Origin of the sequence: Skermania piniformis (assembly GCF_019285775.1) — a bacterium.
In the GTDB taxonomy this organism is placed as follows: domain Bacteria; phylum Actinomycetota; class Actinomycetes; order Mycobacteriales; family Mycobacteriaceae; genus Skermania; species Skermania pinensis.
The window spans coordinates 2,029,963-2,052,103 of the sequence record NZ_CP079105.1 but is presented as its reverse complement, the minus strand read 5'-3'; the positions used below and the strand labels follow the sequence as shown (position 1 = coordinate 2,052,103).

At 68.9% G+C, this 22,141-nt stretch carries 18 protein-coding genes; 12 read left to right on the top strand and 6 right to left on the bottom strand.

Annotation, left to right across the window (positions count from 1 at the left end; translation table 11 throughout):
• The first annotated feature begins 29 nt into the window (after positions 1-29).
• From KV203_RS09570 to KV203_RS09560, 3 genes are all read left to right on the top strand, one after another.
• On the top strand, positions 30-1,436 hold the full coding sequence (locus KV203_RS09570; RefSeq protein ID WP_066470078.1) for a wax ester/triacylglycerol synthase family O-acyltransferase: 1,407 nt from the start codon (positions 30-32) through the stop codon (positions 1,434-1,436).
• Between the two features lie 92 nt (positions 1,437-1,528).
• Complete coding sequence (locus KV203_RS09565; protein WP_066470081.1) at positions 1,529-2,380, top strand: SDR family NAD(P)-dependent oxidoreductase; 852 nt, start codon at positions 1,529-1,531, stop codon at positions 2,378-2,380.
• A gap of 98 nt (positions 2,381-2,478) precedes the next feature.
• Positions 2,479-3,402: an alpha/beta hydrolase gene (locus KV203_RS09560; RefSeq protein WP_066470094.1), complete on the top strand. Its 924-nt coding sequence runs from the start codon at positions 2,479-2,481 to the stop codon at positions 3,400-3,402.
• Positions 3,403-3,817: 415 nt separating this feature from the next.
• Here KV203_RS09560 and KV203_RS09555 read toward each other — a convergent pair whose 3' ends face one another.
• Positions 3,818-6,742, bottom strand: a complete 2,925-nt coding sequence (locus KV203_RS09555; RefSeq protein ID WP_066470095.1) for a Tn3 family transposase — start codon at positions 6,740-6,742, stop codon at positions 3,818-3,820.
• Between the two features lie 129 nt (positions 6,743-6,871).
• Here KV203_RS09555 and KV203_RS09550 point away from each other — a divergent pair, with 129 nt between their 5' ends.
• A complete protein-coding gene (locus KV203_RS09550) occupies positions 6,872-7,261 on the top strand; it encodes a PPOX class F420-dependent oxidoreductase (RefSeq protein WP_066470098.1) in 390 nt (129 codons plus the stop codon).
• 32 nt (positions 7,262-7,293) lie between these two features.
• Here KV203_RS09550 and KV203_RS09545 read toward each other — a convergent pair whose 3' ends face one another.
• Both KV203_RS09545 and KV203_RS09540 read right to left on the bottom strand, forming a co-directional pair.
• Positions 7,294-8,655, bottom strand: coding sequence for a metallopeptidase TldD-related protein (locus KV203_RS09545; RefSeq protein WP_066470101.1), 1,362 nt, complete (start codon positions 8,653-8,655; stop codon positions 7,294-7,296).
• Positions 8,652-10,169 carry a TldD/PmbA family protein gene (locus tag KV203_RS09540; protein WP_255246945.1) on the bottom strand — a complete coding sequence of 506 codons (1,518 nt, stop codon included), beginning with the start codon at positions 10,167-10,169 and terminating at the stop codon, positions 8,652-8,654. Before KV203_RS09540 ends, KV203_RS09545 begins: the two co-directional genes overlap by 4 nt.
• Before the next feature lie 892 nt (positions 10,170-11,061).
• Here KV203_RS09540 and KV203_RS09535 point away from each other — a divergent pair.
• Genes KV203_RS09535 through KV203_RS09515 form a run of 5 tightly spaced genes read left to right on the top strand, consistent with a single transcriptional unit; the run spans position 11,062 to position 15,195 of the window.
• Positions 11,062-11,604 carry a hypothetical protein gene (locus KV203_RS09535; RefSeq protein ID WP_066470104.1) on the top strand — a complete coding sequence of 181 codons (543 nt, stop codon included), beginning with the start codon at positions 11,062-11,064 and terminating at the stop codon, positions 11,602-11,604.
• A gap of 59 nt (positions 11,605-11,663) precedes the next feature.
• Positions 11,664-12,767 (top strand): saccharopine dehydrogenase family protein, encoded by a 1,104-nt coding sequence (locus KV203_RS09530; protein ID WP_066470109.1) that lies wholly within the window; start codon positions 11,664-11,666, stop codon positions 12,765-12,767.
• Between the two features lie 34 nt (positions 12,768-12,801).
• Complete coding sequence (locus KV203_RS09525; RefSeq protein WP_083530021.1) at positions 12,802-13,698, top strand: alpha/beta hydrolase; 897 nt, start codon at positions 12,802-12,804, stop codon at positions 13,696-13,698.
• Between the two features lie 29 nt (positions 13,699-13,727).
• Positions 13,728-14,594, top strand: a complete 867-nt coding sequence (locus tag KV203_RS09520; protein ID WP_066470111.1) for an SDR family NAD(P)-dependent oxidoreductase — start codon at positions 13,728-13,730, stop codon at positions 14,592-14,594.
• Entirely contained in the window at positions 14,584-15,195 is a 612-nt protein-coding gene (locus KV203_RS09515) for a TetR/AcrR family transcriptional regulator (RefSeq protein ID WP_066470113.1), read from the top strand. The genes KV203_RS09520 and KV203_RS09515 overlap by 11 nt, the downstream gene beginning before the upstream one ends.
• A gap of 3 nt (positions 15,196-15,198) precedes the next feature.
• On the opposite strand, the gene KV203_RS09510 is transcribed toward KV203_RS09515, so the two are convergent.
• Entirely contained in the window at positions 15,199-18,519 is a 3,321-nt protein-coding gene (locus KV203_RS09510; RefSeq protein ID WP_218821024.1) for a tetratricopeptide repeat protein, read from the bottom strand.
• The gene (locus tag KV203_RS09505; RefSeq protein WP_157079717.1) at positions 18,520-19,692 is read right to left on the bottom strand and encodes a lipase family protein; all 1,173 of its coding nucleotides are present in this window, start codon (positions 19,690-19,692) and stop codon (positions 18,520-18,522) included.
• Between the two features lie 73 nt (positions 19,693-19,765).
• On the opposite strand from KV203_RS09505, the gene KV203_RS09500 reads away from it, so the two are divergent.
• Together KV203_RS09500 and KV203_RS09495 are read left to right on the top strand one after the other, a co-directional pair.
• Positions 19,766-20,755 carry a DUF389 domain-containing protein gene (locus KV203_RS09500; protein WP_066468334.1) on the top strand — a complete coding sequence of 330 codons (990 nt, stop codon included), beginning with the start codon at positions 19,766-19,768 and terminating at the stop codon, positions 20,753-20,755.
• A 21-nt stretch (positions 20,756-20,776) separates the two neighbouring features.
• Positions 20,777-21,235 carry an FxsA family protein gene (locus tag KV203_RS09495; protein ID WP_066468244.1) on the top strand — a complete coding sequence of 153 codons (459 nt, stop codon included), beginning with the start codon at positions 20,777-20,779 and terminating at the stop codon, positions 21,233-21,235.
• A gap of 4 nt (positions 21,236-21,239) precedes the next feature.
• Here the strand turns inward: KV203_RS09495 and KV203_RS09490 are convergent, their stop codons facing one another.
• Complete coding sequence (locus KV203_RS09490; RefSeq protein WP_066468330.1) at positions 21,240-21,782, bottom strand: PadR family transcriptional regulator; 543 nt, start codon at positions 21,780-21,782, stop codon at positions 21,240-21,242.
• Between the two features lie 166 nt (positions 21,783-21,948).
• On the opposite strand from KV203_RS09490, the gene KV203_RS09485 reads away from it, so the two are divergent.
• Entirely contained in the window at positions 21,949-22,113 is a 165-nt protein-coding gene (locus KV203_RS09485; protein ID WP_217995947.1) for an FAD-dependent oxidoreductase, read from the top strand.
• The last annotated feature ends 28 nt before the right edge of the window (positions 22,114-22,141 follow it).

The window sequence follows — 22,141 nt, the reverse complement described above, 5'->3', positions numbered from 1 at the left end:
ACAGTCAGCGTCCCCTGAAAGGAGTCGACATGGCCCAGACCGACTCGCGGCGGCTTCCCGTCATCGACGGCGCGTACCTCCACCTGGAGTCCCCCGCAACCCCGATGCACGTCGGGTCGCTCCAGATCTTCTCGATCCCCGACGGCGCGCCCGGCTCGTTGGTCGCCGACATCGTGGCGGCCTATCGGGCGTCCAGCGACCTCGTGGCGCCGTTCAACCTGCGGCTGGTGCACGGGCCGACGACCCGAGCCTTCCCGGCGGTTGTGCCCGCGGAGTCGATCGACATGGAGTACCACGTGCGCCACACCGCGCTCCCGGCGCCGGGCGGGGAGCGGCAGCTGGGTGAGCTCATCTCCTACCTGCACGGTGTCACCTTGGACAGGTCCCGGCCACTGTGGACCTGCCACGTCATCGAAGGGCTCAGCGACAACCGGTTCGCGATCTACACCAAGATCCACCACGCCCTGACCGACGGCGTGAACGGTGTCCGCATGTGCGGCAACGCCTTGGCCGACACGCCCGCCGGCCCGTCGACGGCGCCATGGCACAACCACCGAACTGTCGAGCACACCGCACACGTGGCACGAAAGCCCGCGGGCCTCGGACCGGCGGAATGGGCCCGATCGCTGTCGGCAGGCGTGTCGGGTCTGCTGATCCGCCGCGGCAGCGACGCGGTGCGCCGCCCCTTCGACGCACCGACCTCGGTGCTCAACCTCCCGGTGACCGGCGCTCGGCGGGTCGCGACCCAACAGGTCGAACTGGCCCGGATGCAGGAAGTCGCCCGCCTCGCGGACGTCTCGGTCAACGACGTTTTCCTAGCAGTGTGCAGCGGCGCGCTGCGCCGCCACCTGCTCGACGAGGATGTTCTCCCCGAGGCTCCACTGATCAGCGGCGTACCGGTGAGCCTGCGCTACGAGGGCGAGGAAGGCGGCAACGCCGCGGGCATGGTGTGGGCCAGTCTCGCCACCGACATCGCCGACCCGATGACCCGGTTGAAGGCGATCAACGTCTCCTCCAGTGCCGCGAAGAACCACCTGCGTTCGATGCCGCTCCCGGTACGGCGCCTGTTCACCGTCCTCACCGCCATGCCCGTGACAGCCGTCCTGATCACCGGGCTCGGCGCAACACGTCGCCCACCGATGAACCTGATCATCTCCAACGTGCCCGGCCCCGACCGGACCAAGTACCTCCGGGGTGCACGCCTGGAAGCGCTCTACCCGATCTCGCTGCCCGGACGCGGCCAGGCCCTCAACATCACCTCGATCAGCTACGCCGGCCAGTTCAACATCGGCTTCACCGGCGCGCGCGACAACCTGCCCCACCTGCAGCGACTCGCCGGCTACACCGCCGACGCACTCGCCGAGCTCGAGGCTGCACTACCCCAAGGTTCCGCCCCCCGCCGCAGAGGCCGCGCGAACACCGATCACCGGGCCTAACCGCGGACCTGACCCGGCGCACCCCATCCCTTCCCGACAACCTGGCTGCCGCCACCGCCCCTGGCAGCCGATCCAGACAGGACACAGAAACGATGCCCAATTACTCCCTCGCCGGCCGAACCGTGGCCATCACCGGGTCCACCGGCGGACTCGGGACAGCCCTCGCCACAGAACTGCGCTCCCGCGGAGCGAACCTGGCACTGATCGCCCGAAACATCGACGCCGTCCAGTCCCAGGCATCCCAGCTCGGCGGCCCCGAGACGGCCCGGGGCTTCAGCGCAGACGTCGGCGACCTCGACGCACTGGAAACCGCGATGGCAGCAGCCGCCGACCACTTCGGCCGACTCGACGTGGTCATCGCCAACGCCGGCATCGAGAGCGTCGAGTCGATGCTCGGCGGTGACCCCGGCAACTTCGAACGCCTCATCGACATCAACCTGGTCGGTACCTGGCGGACCTTCCGAGCCGGCGCCCCCCACGTCATCGAACAGCAGGGACATCTGCTGGCCATCTCGTCCATGGCCGCCTTCATCCACTCCCCACTCCAGGCCGCCTACACAGCCAGCAAGGCCGGCGTGTGGGCGATGTGCGACGCGATCCGGCTGGAGCTTCGCCACACCGGCGTCACGGTCGGCACGATCCACCCGACATTCTTCGACACCCCGCTCATGGACGAAGTCCAGGCCAACCCAGCCGCTCGCGCGCTCTGGGGCGAACACAAGAAAGCACCCTGGAAGCTGATCCCCCGCGAGCTCGTCGTCACCGAGACCGTCGACGCCATCGAACGACGCGCCGACATCACCACCGTCCCCCGTGTCCTTGCCGCCGCCGCAGGCACCCCGATCCTGTCCCGCATGCTCATGAACCGAGTCAGCTTCTCCGACGCGACCGTCAAGACAGCGCTCGCCCTGGCCGACACCCCCACTCCCGGGTCGCCCTCCTGACCCCAACACGGGGCCACCGACCAGCACCATGGCATCAGCAACCCACGTCATCGGCCCGATCCCACTCCGACACAACCGTTCCACGGAAAGATGAACCAATGCGACTCGACGTCGAAATCCCGTCCGGGCAAGACACCCTCGCGGCCTGGCTCTACCTCCCCGACCTGCCCGAGACAGCGCCCACGCCGCCGGTCATCGTCATGGCCCACGGCCTCGGCGGCATCCGCCAGATGCGCCTGGACGCCTATGCCGAACGCTTCACCGCCGCCGGATACGCCGCGCTGGCGTTCGACTATCGCCACTTCGGGGCCAGCACCGGCGAGCCCCGCCAACTGCTCGACGTCAAACTTCAACTGGCCGACTGGGCCACCGCCATCGCCTACGCCCGCAGCCGCCCCGAGGTCGACCCCGACCGGGTGGTGCTGTGGGGCACCTCCTTCGGTGGCGGCCACGTCATCGCCACCGGCGCCCGCGACACCCGCGTCGCCGCCGTCATCGCCCAATGCCCGTTCACCGACGGCCTGGCATCCGGGCTGGCGATGGACCCCCTGACCTCGGTCAAGATCGGTGCTCGCGCCGCACGTGACGTGATCGCCGCCCGGCTCGGCAAGGCCCCGGTCATGGTGTCCACCGCCGGACCCCTCCACTCCGCGGCGCTGATGGCCACCGCCGACGCCGTGCCCGGCTACCTTGCCCTGGTGGACGCCGAGGCGCGGGCTGCTGGATTCGACAACCAGGTCGCCGCCCGCGTCGTCTTCGACATCCTGCGTCACCGGCCCGGACGACAGGCCAAGCGGGTACGCTGTCCGATCCTGTTCAACATCTGCGAGACCGACAGCGTCGCCCCCGCCAAGGCCACCCTGCGTCACGCCCGCACCGCACCCCGCGTCGAGATTCGGCTCTACCCCGAAGGCCACTTCGACATCTACCTCGGCGAAGCTTTCGAACGCGTCGTGGCCGACCAACTCGAATTCCTGACCCGGCACATCCCCACCACCCAGCCGCGGACAGCTACCTCCTGAAACGCCGGACTCGCCGAAGCCGGAACTGGCACCCGCGGCTGATGTCAGTGACCCGCTATGACCTGACCGGGGGCGCTGTCGTCTTCGCCCGGCTCCTCCGGCGGCCTCAGCGCCGCCCGATGTCCGGCCGCGCCCAATGAGCACCTGGCCTGCTCGACCTCAAACCCGAGGCACATTGCAGCCCAAAGGCCGATCCCTTGGCGCTGAGACCGCAGCCCGGCGTGTAAGACGGGGTTGCGCTGAGACTGTGGCAATCCTGGAAATCGGTGTCGCAGATCTTCTTTGGTCACGATCAGCCGAACGGGTCGATCTGCAATCGCACGATTCGAAACAGCGGCGAAACGACCGACAAACAGGACCGACGACACTGTCCGTTTGAGGTTCCTTCAACGGACACCCCCGAATCGGGCAACCACTACAGCACCGATTCGACGCGCTGTACACCGTTGCCGGCGAGATCGAGGCGAGTGTCCATGTCCAGCCGGAACCGGCCGTAGGGGTTGATGTTCGACCAGAACAACGGTGTCAGCCCGCGCTGTTCGTCGGGCCCGATCAGGTCGTGGAACTCGGGCACTTCCAGGACCGCTTGCACCAGCAAGGTGTTGATGTGCACGAGCGCGCTCTGCAACAGGTGGAGCGCAAGCATCGACACCTCGGCGTGTTCCCGGTCTGAGCCGGTGAGGTCGCCGTCCTTGCCGTAGAAGATGACGGTGTTGCCGGAGTTCCACTGCTCCACCACCTGCAGCCCGCCGTGGATCTCACGGCGCAACTCGGGTAGAGCGAGGTAGTCGCAGGCGAAGATGGTGCGCACCGCGCGGCCGAGTTCTTCGAGCGCCTGGTAGGTGGGGTGTTTGGGTCCACCGCGGGTGAAGCGCCGCAGGATCGACTCTGATTCTGCGGTGCTGAGTCGTAATGCGCTGGCGTACTTGACCATCTGGTCGTACTGCTGGGCGATCAGGTCCCAGCGGATCGGCCGTGTCACGACGGGACCGAGCTGCCCGTAGACAGCTTGTTCGTCGGTGCGATAGAGCCGGATCGCGCCGATGTTCTTCAACCTCGGCAGCAGCCGGAAGCCGAGCAGCTCGGTGAACGCGAACCCGACCACCGATGCGCCGTGGGTGTCGACGTAGTTCGATTCGATCTCGGTGTCGGTGCAGTGCCGCAACAGGCCCTCGATCATTGCGGCCACCTCCGAGGAGGAGCATGACTTGAGTTGACTGTAGATGCAGGTCGAGCGGCGTTCGACGTGCCAGTAGATCATCACCCCGGGACCGCCGTAGCGCTGATGCCATTCGGTCATCAGGTTCGACTCCCACGAGCCGAACTTCTTCGAATCCGACGCGCACGCAGTGCCGGTGCCCCACCAGTGCGGGTCACGGGCGGCGAATGTCGCGTTCACCAGCGTCGCGGTCGCTCGTCGGAGGTTGTCGCGGGTGATGAAGTGCCGGCGCACGTGGCGTAGGGCGGCTTCGGATTCGCCGTGCTCGCCGGTGGCGACGATCGCTCGGATGCCCATGTTCGTGCCGAGCGCGAACAGACACAACAGGAGTCGGCGTCGGAGGGCGGCACGATCGATGACTTCACGCGAGGCGACGGAGCTGAACTGGCCGGTGAACTCGGCGAGATAGTCGGCGTCTTTGAGCACGTCGAGCAGGTCGAGGGTGCCCCAGCGGCGGATCACCTCGTCCTTCACCTTCTGCAGGTTGGCCGGTTCGGGCAGTGCATCCAACCTCGGCACGGCGATCCACGGTTCGCCGCGCCGGCTGGTGACGGTGACCCCGGCGGTGGCGTCGACGAGCGCGGCATCCAAGCGGGTAAGTGCGTCGTTCATGCGCGTGCGGAGGTCGGTGACGAACTCGGTCGGATCGATCGGCTGTCGCAGCGCGGCGTAATGCACTTCGCGGGTGGTGTCGAAGTCGCCGGGCAGGTCGTCGTCGGGATTGCGCCAACGATTCGCGCCGTGAACGTAGATTTCGCGGCGACGCAACGCATCCCGCAACGCGATCAGCGTGCACAGTTCGTACGGAATCCGCTCCACCCGGCCTCGCTCGTCGAGCACTGCGTCCCGCCACGCTTTCGGTACGACACCGTCGAGGGGAACTCGGTCGCTAGCGGCGTAGAAGCGGACCTTTCCGTCGATCTCGGCGTAACGAGCGAGCAGCTCCAGGGCTTCCATGATCGGCCGGTACGCGGTGTTGTTGCAGCGAAACATCAACGCCGCCAACAGTGCTGGGAGCATGCGCCGGTAGTAGCTGCTGTAGGAGCCGCGCAACACCGTCCGGACACGGGCCTGGAACGCGTCCTGATCGGCCTTCGCCTCGCGAACCAGTTCGCGCAGCGTCTTCTCGCCGACGACCGGGTACAACGCCTCCCGCACCGTGTCGTCGGGGTGCTCGACGGCGGCCTCGGCCAGCCGGAACAGGATGGCTTCCTTGCCACGCACTCGCCGGAGGTCGTCGATGAGCTCGCGCTCGACGCGACGATCGGCGCGCGCATTGATTTTGTGCACCAGTGCGATCAGCAGATCCACCAGTGCGTCGGTGATCTCTGCCGACCGCACCCAGCAGAGTGCCGCCAGCAGGGTCCACCGCACCGGCCGTGGGGCTGAACGGAGATCCGACGGATACGCGCGGGCAGCGCGCGCTCGCCACGCCTCAACTAGCTTGTCCGACGTGTCGGAGAACAGGTCCACCGGCAAGCGCAGGCGGCGGATCGCGTCGAGCTTGTCGATTTCTCGTAGCAGCGTCTCGAGCCCGACCTGGCCGGGATCGGTCTTCAAGTCGGCCAACAGGCCACCGTCGACAAGTTGTTCCAGCCGAGCCGTACCGCCGTCACCCAATCGAGTGACTGTGCGATCACAGAAACGCTGATCGAACATCGCCCGTGCCGATCCGACGATTCGATCGATACGCCCCGGCGGTTCCAGTCGCTCGGTTCGGCATCGAACCAGCAAGGCCTCGCGGAGCTGCTCGTCGCGCAACTCGACCGGGCACACGTCGGCGGCGAGCCACTCGGCGAGCGTGTCCTCGTCCGCCCTGGTGAACATGCGGAAGCCGAACGCGCTGCGGATCTGCATCCGATGACGCTCGATCGCGCGGCCGTCCCAGTCGTACCGGTCGAGTTCGGCAGGATCGATCTTCACCTGCTCAGCAACGTAACCAACAGCTTCGAAAGGGAATTCGGCTGTACTGCGGGGGAAGCGCGCCTCGATCTCGAAGAACTTGAGTAGCAGCGCGAACCCGAGCCGTGTCGCACCGGTCTTGTTGCCGACCAGCTGCCAGTCATCGCCGATCAACGTCCACGACGCCACCAGATCCTCGGTCGACCACTCGCGCTGCACGGCACCGGAGCGTAACGGCGAACCTGAGGCACCGGCACGAATTCACGCAGGTCTTACCTGCCGCCCTGGGACACCTTCAGGACTCCGGGGCCCCGTAGTCGGGTCCGACAACCTCGCTAGGGTGGCCGGGTGGATTCTCCATTCGGTTCGATCGTCGACGCGAAGTACGTGTACCTGACCACCCATCGCAAGGACGGCACGCCGGTCGGCAGTCCGCTCTGGTTCGCGGTGGACGGCTCGAAACTCATCCTCTGGACCGTGACGGATTCCTGGAAGGTCAAGCGGCTGCGCCGGAATCCGGACGTGACCGTGCAGGCCTGCTCGCTGCGCGGGGACAAACGGTTCGGGCCGATCGTGACCGGTCGGGCCGAGGTGGTGGACGGCGACGGCGCCCGCCGCGCTCGTACCGCCGTCTCTCGCCGGTACGGGATCGTCGGCTGGTTCACCGTTACCGGCAGCCTGATCCGCCGAGGCCGCGACGGCAGCTGCGGCATCGTGGTCACCGCGAACCCGGAGTAGCCGCCCGGATCAGCCGGCTCCGGTGATCGTCCTCAGGTGGCCGGACTCACCGAGGACATGTGGAAGTCGGGAATTCGCAGCGGTGGCATCGCCGTCCTGGTGAACCAGTCCTTCCATTCGCGGGGCAGCGTGGGCACCGTCGCCCCGGCCGCCCGGACTCGGCGCAGCAGATCGAGCGGGCTTTCATTGAACCGGAAGTTGTTCACCGCCGCGGTGACCGCACCGTCCTCGATCAGGTACACCCCGTCCCGGGTGAGTCCGGTGAGCAACAGCGTGATCGGGTCGACCATCCGGATGTACCAGAGCGTGGTGAGCAGCAGGCCGCGTTCGACATCGGCCACCAGGTCCGCGGTCGAGGCGGCGGAACCGCCGGTGAGGAGCAGGTTTTCGCCGGGCACAGCCACCGGAGCGCCGAATTCGGCGGCGGCGGAACGAGGGTAGGCGAGCGCACCGATCGTCCCGTCCCGGATCCAGTCGACCCGCTCGATCGGCATCCCGTTGTCGAATACCGAGATCGCCTCCGACGACGCGCCGGTCGCGACGAACGGGGCATACTCCAGGCCGGCCGCGTGCGGGTCGGAGCGCAGCGTCAACGGCAGGTCGGTCAGGCGTTCGCCGACCCGGGTGCCCCCGCCCGAGCGGGTGAACGCCGTGTGTCCTTCTTCGGCGCCGCGACCTTCCATCGACCACATCAGATCGATCATCAGGTCGGCCACCGGCGACGGCGGGAGCACGGTGTCGTATCGGCCGGCGGGCAGCTCCACCCGCCGCGCGGTCCAATCCAGCCGGGTGTCGAGTTCTGCCAGCAGCGTCGGAACGTCGACGTCGGCGAAGTCCTTGGTGTGGGCGCCGACCCAGGCGCTGGCACCGGCGCCGCGTTTGCCGTTCAACTCGATCGACCCGGTCGGGTCGGTGTACCGCCGCCGCAGCCCCGCCGAGGTACCCAACGTCGTGGTGGTGATCTGTTGCAACGCAAAGCCGTACAGTTTGTCGGCGACCGAGAACGCTTCGGCCAGCGGAGCGGCGAGCCGCTCGAACATCCGGGGCGACTCGACCGGGGCGGCGGGGCCGTCGACGGCGGTGACCGCCGCAAGCGCGGACATCGCATCTGCGGCCGGCTCGGCGTCGGCGGCCGCCGCTTCGCTCGCCCGCACCACCATCTCGATATCGCTCGGGTCGACGCTGGTGGAGCTGACGCTGCCGACCCGAGCCTGTTCGCCGGTCCGGTCGATCGACACCACAGTCCAGGACCGACTCGACGTGCGACCGTTCGTGGTCATCGAGTTGCCGGCCCAACGCAGCGATGCCTCCGCCGTGTCGGCGACGATCACCACCGTCTCGTCCGCGCGGGACGCCGCGAGCGCTCGATCGACCACGTCATCGGCAGCGATCACTGCTGACCCTCCGCTCGGGTGTTGAGGATGTTCACGCCACGCACCAGCACCGCCGGACAGCCGTGCGATACCGCCGCCACCTGCCCCGGCTGCGCCTTGCCACAGTTGAACGCGCCGCCGAGCCGCCAGGTGGACCGACCGCCGACCGCGGTCATCGCACCCCAGAAGTCGGTGGTCGTGGCCTGGTAGGCGACGTCGCGGAGCTGGCCGTCGATCCGCCCGTTGCGGATTCGGAAGAACCGTTGCCCGGTGAACTGGAAATTGTACCGCTGCATATCGATCGACCACGACTTGTCGCCGACGATGTAGATTCCGTTGTCCACCTGTGAGATCAGATCGGCGGTGGTCAGGTCGTCGGGCCCGGGCTGCAGCGAGACGTTTGCCATCCGCTGGATCGGCACGTGCAGCGCGGCGTCGGCGTAGGAGCAGCCGTTGGATCGGTCCAGCCCGAGCCGCGCGGCGAACACCCGGTCGAGCTGATAACCGACCAACACGCCGTCGCGAATCAGGTCCCAGCGTTGACCGGCCACACCGTCGTCGTCGTAGCCGACGGTCGCCAACCCATGCGGCTCGGTGCGGTCGGCGGTGACATGCATGCCGGGCGCGCCGTAACGCAGCGTGCCCAACTTGTCCGGTGTTGCGAACGAGGTTCCGGCGTAGGCGGATTCGTAGCCGATCGCACGGTCGTATTCGGTAGCGTGACCGATCGACTCGTGGATGGTCAGCCACAGGTTGCTCGGGTCGATCACCAGATCGGTGGGCCCGGGGGTGACCGAGGGCGCTTTCGCCTTCTCGGCCAACCATTCCGGAATGCGGGCAAGCTCGTCGTTCCAGTCCCAGGTGCCGTCCGCGCCGGTCAGATACTCCCAGCCCCGGCCGACCGGCGGAGCCAGGGTGCGCATGGACTCGAACCCGCCGGTCGACGCGTCCACCGTGGTCGCCGCCAGCTCCGGGTGCAGCCGAACCCGCTGCTGGATCGTGCGAGTCCCGGCGGTGTCGGCGTAGTAGGTCTGCTCTTTGACCTGCAGGACGCTCGCCGACGTGTGATCGACACCGTCGGCCGCACCCAACCGACCGGCGTACTCGGTCAGCAACCCCACCTTGTCCGGGGTCGGGACGGTGAACGGGTCCACCGCGTAGTCGGACACCCACTGCGCATCCGGGTACACCGGCTCGTCCGCGAGCACCACCGGGTCCCGGTTCAACGGACGCAGCGTGCGGGCGATCTCCACCGCGGTCCGCGCCGTCTGCACTGCGGTGTCGGGCGTCAATTCGGCGGTAGCTGCGAATCCCCAGGTCCCGTCGACGATCACGCGCACCGCGAGGCCGACCTCGGTGCCGTCGACGACCGACTGCACCTGCCCGTCTCGCAACCGGATCGACTGCTGCACCAGTCGGTGCACGCGTAGATCGGCGTGTGTCGCGCCGGCCGCTCGAGCGGCGGACAGCGCCGCGTCGGCCAGCGCGGACAACGGCAGTGCGCGGAACTCGGCGTCGATCTCGCGGGTGCTCACAGCTGCCCACGGTAGCCAATCCGGGTTCATATGGTGGGTGGGCTGGTGGTCGTGTCGGTGGGGCGGTGGTGGGTGTTGGTTCGGGGTGTGCGGTGCCGGTCGAGCCAGGCCGGTGGGAGCCATTCGATCCGGCCTCGCGGGTCGTGTTGCACGGCCCAGCCGTGGTCGGTCAGCCCCTGGTGGTGACCGCAGACCGGAGAGGAGAAGGCCTCGTGACTGCGGAACCGCTACCGGTGCAACCGGATCCGGATGATCCCGCCGAGATCCTCGCAGTGCTGCCGAACCGGTGGCACGTCCAGTTCCTGGCCGAGTACCGGTCCGGACCCGAGGCCGCCCGTGAGGTCGGGCAGTGGCCACAATTGCGTGCCCTATCGACAACGACACTGCCTACGACGCGCTCATGGAACGGATCCTCCGGCTCGTCGACGCCCCATTAGGATGCCTGGCCGGTCTATCCCGACGGCGAACCGGACTACCGAGAAACCCAGTTCACCGCTGCCCACCGAACTCCTCGCCAGGGGCTTCGGCGACGACACGGATCAACCGGTACCCGAGACCGGTCATCCGCCGCTGCACCCGCTCCAACGCCCCCAACGCGGCAGTACCCCAACTCCGGCAGCAACACGGCCGAATCCTCGCTACTCGAACGTATGTCCTAATTCTAGGCCTGGCACGTATCCCGCGCCAGAACTTCCGCCGAATACCCCGCTGCCGCGCACGTTTTCGCGCGACGCGCGCAAACTCCGCGCCGATCGGAAGGTTCGGGGCCGCACAGTGGGCGACACCACTCCAAAATTTTTTGGATTGCCTTCCAATTTTGGATTTCGTTCCATAAAGTGGTCTCCGTAGCGCCCCCACAACGGGAGCGCGGCGATCACCGACAGGAACACCTATGACTCCGCTACTGGACCGAGACACCGTGGACCTCACCACCACGCAATCGGTCGACGATCTGATGGCGCTCTTCGCCACACTCGACGCTCCGGCCATCGCCGACATGGACGGCGAATTCGACGCCACGCTGCTCAGCCAGCCGAACCTGCTCAGCACCGCACTGGGCGCGGTCATGGTGCGATACCCGTTGGCGCCGTGGCGAGCCAAAGCCTTCCGCCCGATCGACGCGGTCTCCGGCCGCGGCTACAACTCGTTTCGTATCGTCGGCGCCGGACGCGACGTACGGCGCTATCCCATGCTGACCTCGATCGCGGCGTCCCGCTACGACAGCCGCCCGGTCTACCAGCTCGACTACCGCCCCTTCGATTCGCTCAACGGCCGGATCAACATGGTCGACGAGATCCGGCGGGTCCGTCCCGGCGTCTACCTCGGTATCGGGACCTGGGGATTCACCCAACGCCAGCGCCACATCCCACTACCCTTCCAGCTGCTCGGCCCGGCCCGGCCGTACGCCGGTGACATCGGCACCGCGCGTCCGTAACCAAGCCGTTCGTAACCAAGCCGACCGCCCGCTCGAGTCCCATCGCAAGGAGTAACCCCATGACCGGCACGATCGTCGTCTTCGGAGCCACCGGATACGCCGGCGAGCTCGCCGTCGAAGCGTTGATGCGCCGCGGTATCCGCCCGGTCGTCGCCGGGCACTCGGCGGCACGCACGCAGGCCGCGGCGCAGCGCCTCGGCGGGCTCGAACACCGGCTGGCCGACGCGACCGACCTCGATAGCCTCCGTGCGCTGGTCGCCGCCGGTGATGTGCTTATCACCACGGTCGGACCGTTCGATCACGTCGGGCACAACGCCGCGCAGGCTGCCGCCGATCAGGGCGCGCACTACCTCGACTCCACCGGTGAGGTCGGCTTCGTCCGCACTCTCCAGGACCGCCACGACACCCAGGCCCGACGCACCGGCGCAACCATGCTCCCGGCGTTCGGCAACGATTACGTCCCCGGTTTCCTCGCCGGCGCGGTCGCGATCCAGCGCGGCGGGACGACCGTCCGTTCGCTCGACATCGGGTACTTCATCGACGGATCACTCCGCGGCGGTAAGGGACTGAGCAAGGGGACGCGCACCACCGTCGCCGAGGGGCTGAGTCTGCCGGTGACCCTGTGGCACAACCACACGTTGGTCGATCGCCGTGCGGCCGCGACCGTGCGCAGCTTCCGGATCGACGGCCGCACCCGCACCGCCGCCCTGGCTACCGGGACCGAGGTGTTGTTCCTGCCGCGCGAACACCCGCAACTGGCGTCGGTGACCGTCTACAACGGTTGGTTCCCCGAGATCAGCCGGCTGCTGCCGCTGGTCACCGCGCTGACCACCACCGTCTCGCAGCTCCCACTCGGTGCCCGCGCCCTCGATACCGTGCTGTCGCGCACCACCGGCGAGCCCGGGGGACCGGACACTGCGGAGCGAGCCAGGACCCGCGCCCACACGGTCGCCGTCGCCAAGGACGCCGGCGGAACCGTGCTCGCCGAAGTGCACGTCGTCGGGCCCAGCGTCTACGACCTCACCGCCGAGCTCATGGCGTGGGCCGGCGACGAGCTGGCCCACGGCCGTGCTGCCGCGGCCGGCGTCCTCAGCCCGACCGAGGCATTCGGCCTCGACACCCTCACCCGCGCGTGTGCCGACATCGGCCTCGTCGTCTCCTGACCGCCTCGCTATCCACCAGTAAGGATCGAATGCCATGACCCGTACCGACGTCACCTTTCCCTCCAGCGAAACCACTTGCGCCGCTTGGCTTTACACCCCCGATAGCGGCTCACCCAGCTCACCCGCCCCGATCATCGTGATGGCGCACGGCCTGGGTGGCGTCAAGGAAGAACGGCTCGACGCGTTCGCCGAACGGTTCGCCGCCGCCGGCTACGCCAGCCTCGTCTTCGACTACCGCTACTTCGGCGCCAGCGGCGGCGAGCCCCGACAGCTGCTCGACATCGCGAGCCAGCGCGCAGACTGGCGAGCGGCGGTCGCCTACGCCCGGTCGCTGCCGACCGTCGACCCCGATCGGGTCGTCGTGTGGGGAACGTCGTTCGGCGGCGGGCATTCCATCGTCACGGCAGCCGAAGACAAGCGCATCGCCGCCGCGATCTCCCAGTGCCCGTTCACCGACGGGCTGGCGTCGAGTACGGCCACCGCACCGTGGGTGTCGGCCAAGGTCGCCGTTCGCGCGGTCCGCGACGTGGTCGGCGCCCGACTGGGTATGGCCCCGGTGATGATCCCCACCTACGGTCCGCCCGGATCCACCGCACTGATGACCTCGCCCGACGCCGTCTCGGGCGTCGAAGCCCTCATGCCGCCGGGCGCCGATATCGCCAAGGGCGCCGCCGCCCGGATCGCGCTGCAGATCGCCCTCGCCTTCCCGGGCCGCAAAGCCAAAGACGTCGAATGTCCCATCTTCTTCGCCATCTGCGAGCAGGACACCGTGGCGCCGGCCGAACCGACGCAGCGCTACGCCGCGCAAGCGCCCCGCGGTGAGATCAAGCTCTACGACACCGGCCACTTCGACATCTATGTCGGCGAATGGTTCGAGCGCAACGTCGCCGACCAGATCGACTTCCTCACCCGGCACGTCCCGCCGAGCTGACCCCCAGCCCCACGATCGAAGGCACTCGCATGTCTCGCTACAACCTGGCCGGCCGGACGGTCGTCCTCACCGGCTCCACCGGCGGCCTCGGCGCCGCCCTCGCCACCGCACTACGCGCCCGGGGCGCCAACCTCGCCCTGCTCGACCTCGACGCCGCCGCGGTGCAGGCGCAAGCAGACCGGCTCGGCCCGGACTCGGTCGCCCGCGGCTGGACCGTCGACGTCCGTGACCTCGACAGCGTCCAGACCGCAATCGAGGCCGCAGCCGAGCATTTCGGCCGGGTCGACGTGGTGATCGCCAACGCGGGCATCGGCTCGATGGCCTCGATCGAGTCGCTGGACCCGGACGTCTTCGACCGTGTCGTCGACATCAACCTCGGCGGCGTGTGGCGAACGTTCCGGGCCGCCCTCCCGCACGTCAAGGCACAGCGCGGCTATCTGCTGGCGATCTCCTCGATGGCGGCGTTCATCCACTCGCCACTGAACGGGCCCTACGTGGCGAGCAAGGCCGGGGTGTGGGCGCTGGCCGATGCCACCCGGCTCGAGCTCCGGCACTACGGCGTGGCGGTCGGCAGCGCGCACCCGACCTTCTTCGAAACCCCGATGATGGCCGATGTGCACGCCGATCCCGCCGGCACCCGGCTGTGGGGCGGCAACAAACAGGGCCTGTGGAAGATGATCAGCCTCGACGAGGTGGTCGACGACATCGTCGCCGGGATCGAGCGGCGGGCGCCGCTGGTGGTGTCGCCGCGCGGCAATACGCTCGTCGCCCGGGTTCCCGGCCTGATCCGCCCGATCGTCGAGCGCATCGGCTTCCCCGGCACCACGATCCCCGAGGCGGCGGCGCTCGCCGACTCCGGCTGGATCACCGGAAAGAGCGGCGCCCATGACGGATGAACCCGGCCCGTCCCGACAAGGCCGCAAGCGCGCGGCAACCCGCGAGTCGATCATCGACGCCGCCGAAGCGCTGCTCGAACGCGGCGGCGTCGACGCGGTAACGCTGCCGGCGGTGTCGGAGCGGGCCGACGTTGCCCTACAGACGATCTACAACCGGGTCGGCGGGCGCGACGCGGTGCTGCTCGCGGTGGCCGAGCGCGCCCTGGCCGCCAACCGCGACTACATGGACGAGATGTATGCGCGGCCGGGGACCCCGGAGGAGCGGATCGTGGCCGCGGGAGCGGCGTACGCCCAGTTCGCTGCGGAACGGCCGCACCAGTTCCGGCTACTCGCGGCACCCCCGGACCTGCCGGAGGCGCTGGACCGGATCGCCGATCTGACCGACGAACAGAACGGCAAGCTGGCCGCCGTCCTCCGGGACGGCGTCGCCGCCGGCACCATGCGTGCCGACCTCGACGTCGATCAGACGGCCACCGTGCTCTGGGCGGCCTTCAACGGTGTCCTCGCGCTGTCCTGGCGGGCCGATCGGCACCGCGCCGCACCGGACCAGCTCCTTGCGCTGTTGGCCGCCATCGTGGCCGACGGGATTCGGGTGCGCTGACGATCAACCGTCCGCCTCGGCACGGGCACGGTCGAGCGCCTGCCGGGTGGCCAGCGTGTCGGGGTGGTCGGCACCCAGGACCCGCACAGTGTCGGTCAGGACCGCCTCGAACAGCTCGATCGCCTCACCCACCCGCCCCACCGACTCGTAGGCGTCGGCGAGGTTGTGGCGGGAGGTGAGCGTGTTCGGGTGGTCGGCACCGAGGACCCGCACCCGGTCGGTCAGGACCGCCTCGAACAGGTCGATCGCCTCACCCACCCGCCCCGCCGACTCGTAGGCGTCGGCGAGGTTGTTGCGGGAGGCGAGCGTGTTCGGGTGGTCGGCACCGAGGACCCGAACACTGTCGGTCAGGACCGCCTCGAACAGGTCGATCGCCTCACCCAGCCGCCCCGCCGACCGGTAGGTGTAGGCGAGGTTGTGGCGGGAGGCGAGCGTGTTCGGGTGGTCGGCACCGAGGACCCGCACCCGGTCGGACAGGACCGCCTCGAACAGGTCGATCGCCTCACCCAGCCGCCCCGCCGACCGGTAGGTGTAGGCGAGGTTGTGGCGGGAGGCGAGCGTGTTCGGGTGGTCGGCACCGAGGACCCGCACCCGGTCGGACAGGACCGCCTCGAACAGGTCGATCGCCTCACCCACCCGCCCCGCCGACCGGTAGGTGTAGGCGAGGTTGTGGCGGGAGGCGAGCGTGTTCGGGTGGTCGGCACCGAGGACCCGCACCCGGTCGGACAGGACCGCCTCGAACAGGTCGATCGCCTCACCCACCCGCCCCGCCGACTCGTAGGCGCCGGCGAGGTTGTGGCGCGAGGTGAGAGTGTCCGGGTGGTCGGCACCGAGGACCCGAACACTGTCGGACAGGACCGCCTCGAACAGGTCGATCGCCTCACCCACCCGCCCCGCCGACTCGTAGGCGCCGGCGAGGTTGTGGCGGGAGACGAGAGTGCTCGGGTGGTCGGCACCGAGGACCCGCACCCGGTCGGACAGGACCGCCTCGAACAGGTCGATCGCCTCACCCACCCGCCCCGCCGACCGGTAGGCGCCGGCGAGGTTGTGGCGGGAGACGAGAGTGCTCGGGTGGTCGGCACCGAGGACCCGAACACTGTCGGACAGGACCACCTCGAACAGGTCGATCGCCTCACCCACCCGCCCCGCCGACTCGTAGGCGCCGGCGAGGTTGTGGCGCGAGGTGAGAGTGCTCGGGTGGTCGGCACCGAGGACCCGCACCCGGTCGGACAGGACCACCTCGCCGAGCGGTATCGCTCGGGCGAGGTCGGCGCGTTCCATGAGGTGCCGCACCGCCCACGACCGAGCGTCCAGCACTGCGGCCACTGATGCGTCGGCAGTCGGGTCAGGATCGGTGTACACGCCGGTGGCCCATATGGCTTCGATCTGGGCCAGCAGCTGCTCGCCCTCGGCCCGGCGCTGCCAGGCCTCGCGATGGTCGAACAACCTGTCGGTGAGCAGCTCGAGCGCCGCGCCGGCGACGCGGCCCACGGAATCGTCGGCGACGGCTTGTTCCCGCAGCACTCGGCCGACCAACCGGTGCATCAAGAGCAGTTCACGGTCGCCCGACCAGGACACCAGGCTGGCGGTAACACACCGCTCGATCGCCCGACGCAGCTGACGCTTGGCCGGTTGCTGACCAGCCAGCGGGGTCAGGAAATCCGGCGGTACACCGTCGGGCGAGAGCATCGCCAGCGTCTCCAGCACGCGGCCGGTCAGCTGATCGGACTCGGTATCTCGATCCAATGCCGGATCGGCGGTCCCGGCGATACATTTCGAGCGGGACAGCAGCACCGCCTGAACCACCGAGCGCGGATAGTCGCTGCCGACGCGGCGGCGCAGTGTCTCGTCCAGCGGGTACGCGCGCAGCTCGGCCAGGTAATCCCGGTAGCCGCCCCAGCCCCAGCTCGGGCCGGCAATCGCGGCCGCGGCGACCGCCAGCGCCAAGGGGAGGTCGCCGAGCTCAATGGCGAGCGCATCGGCGCCGGACGGATCCTCCAGCCCGGTGACCCGCGCGAGGTAGTCGACCGATTCGTCCCGGTGAAACACGTCGAGCGGCAGCCGCTTGCCGAGTTCGGCGAACGTCTGATCGGTGCTGGTGATCACTACCCGGACCGGGCCGGCCACCGGGAGGAACGCGCGCAGCCGGTCGGGGTCGGTGGCGTTGTCGAACACCAGCAGTCCGGGCTCGCGTCGGGCGGACAAGGTATCGCGCAAGCGGCGAGCCGACTTCGTCGAATCACCCTCGGGATCGGCGACGCCCAACGCGTCCGCAGCGGCGGCCAGATCTGCCAACAAGCCGTCCGATTCCTCGGCGTTGAGCCAGAGCACCAGACCGCAGCCGTCGGCGACCCGCGATCGGGCAAGCTCCGCCGCGAGCTGGCTCTTGCCGACCCCGCGGAGTCCGGTGACCACGGCCACCACCGGAGCCTCGCGAACCTGGCGCGCGAGCGCGTCGGCCGCCGGGCGCACCACCAGTGCGGCCGGCGCGGCCGGGATCGCGCCGACGACGATCTGGGGCGCCGCTCCGCCCAGCACTCCGCCGGCATAGCTCCAGTCCCGGTTCTCGCCGTGGCTGTGCCGTAACACGAAGGTGGTGGGACGCTGCCGAAGGTCCGACCTCGCGAACTCGGCCGATACATGCGCGGTCAGCTCGTTGACGTCGGGCAATGCGGTCGGGTCCGCGGCGGCGAGCCATTCCAGCACCAGCTCGGAGAACAGAGTCGTGCCGGTCACCGGATCGTGCTCGGCAATCTGCCCCTGGCTCGCCGAAAACAGCTGATAGTGATTCACGTGGCGTGGGCGACCGGTGTTCAGCGTGCCACCCGGCAGTGCCTCGTCGAGGTTCAGGTCGGCGTAGAAGTTGGCGCAGGCGTCGACCACGATGATCTGCCGGTCGAGCCGCCGCACCGTAGTCGAGCTCAGATACTGCTGGATATCCGACACATTGTGCTGTCGCCGAACCCCCGCCCGGGCGTCCGCGGTGAACAGCGTGCGCTCCCGCTGGATGTTCAACACACCGTGCCCACACCAATACAACAACAGCAGGTCGGCGTCGAACTCGGCGGCGTCGGCCAGCAGATCCTGGATGCCGGTGAAGGTCGGCTGGAGCTGCCGCGCGGGCGACGACGGAATTGCCGTGTCGCTCGGCCAGGAGCAGGCCAGCCAGACGTTGTCGGCCGGTACGCCCCAGCCCAGCGCCCATTCCGCGAACCGGTGGGCATACGCCGCGGCACCGTTGAGACGCATCTCCGGGTCCTGGTAGCAGTCGATGCCGACCGCTACCACCAACACCCGAGACGGGTCGATCGTAGTCAAGAGCACCTACTCCAGCAGAGATTCGATTGCGGCCCACACCTCGTCGTTGGACCAGTAGGCGCTGTGCGAGGCCGGAAACGGCTCCCCGTTGTCGACGCACACGTCGCGCACCCGGTCCCCGAACACTCCCGCTCCACTGTAGGACAGCAGGTCGTCGCGGTCGTGAACGTTGATCCAGCGCGGGAAACTCGCCGGCAGCGGTTGCGGCGATTCCAGGCTCGGGAGCGCGCCGATCTCGTATAGGAACGGCGCTTGCGAGCCGACCGTGATCAGCGTGGTCACCGACAGAATCGATTCGTGGGCAAGCAGATCGACGCACATGATGCCGCCGAGCGAGTGCCCGAGCAGCACGATCGGGCCGCTGCCCTGGTCGGTGATCGTGCGCCGCAGGTATGCGCGCATCGCCTCGCCGCGGGCCAGATAACGCAACACGTCGCCGGCGAGTGGGGCGGCCGCGTCGGTGAGGCCGCCTCGGTTGCGCACCAGGCGCGATGTGACAGCGCGCGCGCCAAGCCGTTTGGTTCGGGTCGCCAGCCACGTGCCGACACCGAGACCGGAGCCGTGCAGATCCGCGGTCAGTTGGTCGACCGGCTGTTCCCGCGCGGTACCGCCGAGCGCAGGCCGACCCGCTGCGGTCGCTCGGGCCGTGGCGTACGCGACCACCGCCCGGGCGATCGCGCCCCGATGCTCCAGCGGATCGGCCGGCGCGGTACGAGCCGCCGCCGCGAACTCCGGTGCCGCCCGCAGCCCGGCCCACGCCTCGGCGAACTCGACGCCGAGCCGGTGCTCGGCCAGCTCGGCGGTGAGCGTGTCCGACGGCCGGAACTCCGCGATCTGCCGACGTATCGCATCCGCCGGGGGTTCCACGCCGAAGCCGACCGGTTGCGGCGGGAAGTCACGCAACAGCCGCAGCTCGTACCACGGGTCGACGTAGAGCACCGCCCATAGATCTCGCGTCTGCTCGACCGGCGTGGGCCCTGCACCCTTGGATCGCTCGTACTCCGGCACCGAACGCCCGCCCAACGCCAGCCGGGCGCCGACGGCATCGCCCCAGTAACAGCCGACCACCCGCACCGGCCAGGCCCGGGCGGTGACCTGCGCCTGGACCGCGCGCAACGTCTCCGCGTAACGCTCGCCGCGCACGCCGGTGCCGTGGACGAACAACAGCGTGGTGATCACCCGCCGCACGCTAACCGAGGTCGCCGTCCACCACACCTGGCCACCCCGCCCGCGCGTCCGGCACACTTTCGGGGTGTTGCAAATCCGGGTCGCCACGCCGAGCGATCTGACCTCCGAGGTGATGCAGATCTTCGACGACGACCCCGGGGTCAGCGGTATCGCGATGTTCGAGGGCGCGTCGATCAAACCGGCCGGCGACATCGTGTCGGCAGACATCGTGCGCGAAGCAGCAGACGACGTCATCGACCAGCTCCGCGCACTGCACCTGGCCGAGCGCGGCTCGATCCACATCGAGCCGGTCGCCACCTGGATCTCCGACGCCGCACTCCAGGCCGACCGCCGAACGCCGGGTAGCGGCGCCGACGCGATGGTGTGGAGCGAAGTCACCCAGCGCACCTACGAAGAGTCCGAACTCAACTGGACCTTCCTGTCGTTCATGACGATGGCCACCACACTGGCGGCGATCGCGATCGTGGTCGACTCGCAGATTCTGGTGATCGGGGCGATGGTGCTCGGCCCCGAGTTCGTCCCGATCGCGGCGCTCGGGCTCGCGCTGGTCCGCCGCCGCGCCGGGCTCGGCTTCTACGCCACCCGTACCCTCATCGTCGGCTTCGCAACAGCGATCGCCCTGACGACCGCCGCGGCGCTCGCCGCCCGTGGCCTGGGCTGGATCTCGATCGAACAGGTCGTCGGCCCACGACCGCAGACCGACTTCATCTACAGTCCGGACCGCTGGTCGTTCATCGTCGCGGTGATCGCCGCGTCGGCCGGGGTGCTCTCGTTGACCTCGGCGAAGGTCGGCGGCCTGTCCGGGGTGTTCATCTCGGTCACCACCGTGCCCGCCGCCGGAAACATCGCGCTCGGCATGGCGTTCGGCGCCTGGCAGGAGGTGGCCGGCAGCGCCGCCCAGCTGGGGGTGAACCTGGTCGGAATGGCCGCCGCCGGCTGGGCCACGCTGGCCTTCCAACAGACCGTCTGGAGTGCGGTGTCGGAACGACGAGCGCGCCTGCTGACCCGGCGCCGGGCACAAAAGACCAAGGCCGCGCGTTGGCACAAGAAGTAAAGCTTTCGGAAAGGACCGCCGATGCGTGCCCTGCTCCTGCTGTACCCGCTGATCGAGATCGCTGCGCTGGCGTTGTCGGTGCATCTGTTGGGTTTCGGCTGGACCTTGTTGCTGGTGGTGGCTGGCACCGTCGCCGGGCTGCTCCTGGTCCGTAATCAATGGCGGCGGGTGATCGACGGTCTGCGCCATGCCGCGACGGGCGATATCGCACCGGCCGGTCCGCTCGCGGACGGAGCGCTGGTGGCGATCGGCGGAGCCCTGCTGGTCGTGCCCGGACTGGCCACCACCGTCGTCGGCATCCTGCTGGTGCTGCCGCCGACACGGGCCGTGCTGCGGCCGCTCGTGGTCGCCCGCGCCGCCCGTCGGGTCGCCGCCGCGACCGGACGGACGATGCCGTCGGTGATCGACGGGGAAGTGGTCGATTCGCGATTCGAGCCGACCGGGCTGATGATCGAAGCCCCGGTACGCCACGAGCGCTGAGTATTCAGCCGGCGGTGTGCCCACCGCGCTCGTCCCAGTCGACCTCGCCACTCGACACCGCGGCGATCAGCTCCCGCACATAGTCCAGCTCGGCCTGCAGAATTCGTGCCGTGTACTCGGTTTCGATCAAGAAGACCCGCGGTAACACCCCGCCGTAGGCATCGAGTTCAGCCTGTAACGCAGCCAACCGCGACGCGACCGCAATCACCCGTTCCCGGAGCAGCTCGACCGCCTCGATCTCGGCGATGTTCGGCAGGAACGACAGCGCCGCGGAAAATTGCGGGTATTCGGCAGCAGGGACAGCGAGCATCGCGCTCAGCCAACGCCGTACCCAGCTGCGCCCCTCATCGGTGATCCGATAGGTGGTGCGCTCCGGCCGGTTCTCGGCCCGGTCGGTCCCCTCGATCTCGATCAGCCCATCCCGCTCCAGCCGCTGGATCGTCTGATAGATGCTCGCTCGCTGGCTGGCGTTGACCACATCGTCTTTGTGCCGTTCCTTGATCAGCTGCTGCATCCGATAGGCGTGCATCGGCGACTCGGTGAGCATCGAAAGCACCGCGACGGCAAGGCCGGAGCGGCGGGGGAATCGCTGGGACTGTTGCGGCGATCGCCTTGCACGAGGTCGGCATCACCGCCGCAGTTCATGAGGCGTACGGACGCACGGCAGACGGCGTCGGCGCGTCCTGACGCTGGCACGCAACGGCCTCGCCGCGTTGGAACCGATCGGCCTGACCGAATTGCCGGACGCGGTCCGGGCAGTTTTCGACGACGGCTCGACCGTCGAGGCGGGCGTGCTCGTCGGCGCCGACGGACTGCACTCGACAACCCGCACCCTGATCGATCCGACGGCGCCCGGGCCGAGTATCTGGGGTTGCTGAATACCGGCGGATACGCGCACGGCGTGCG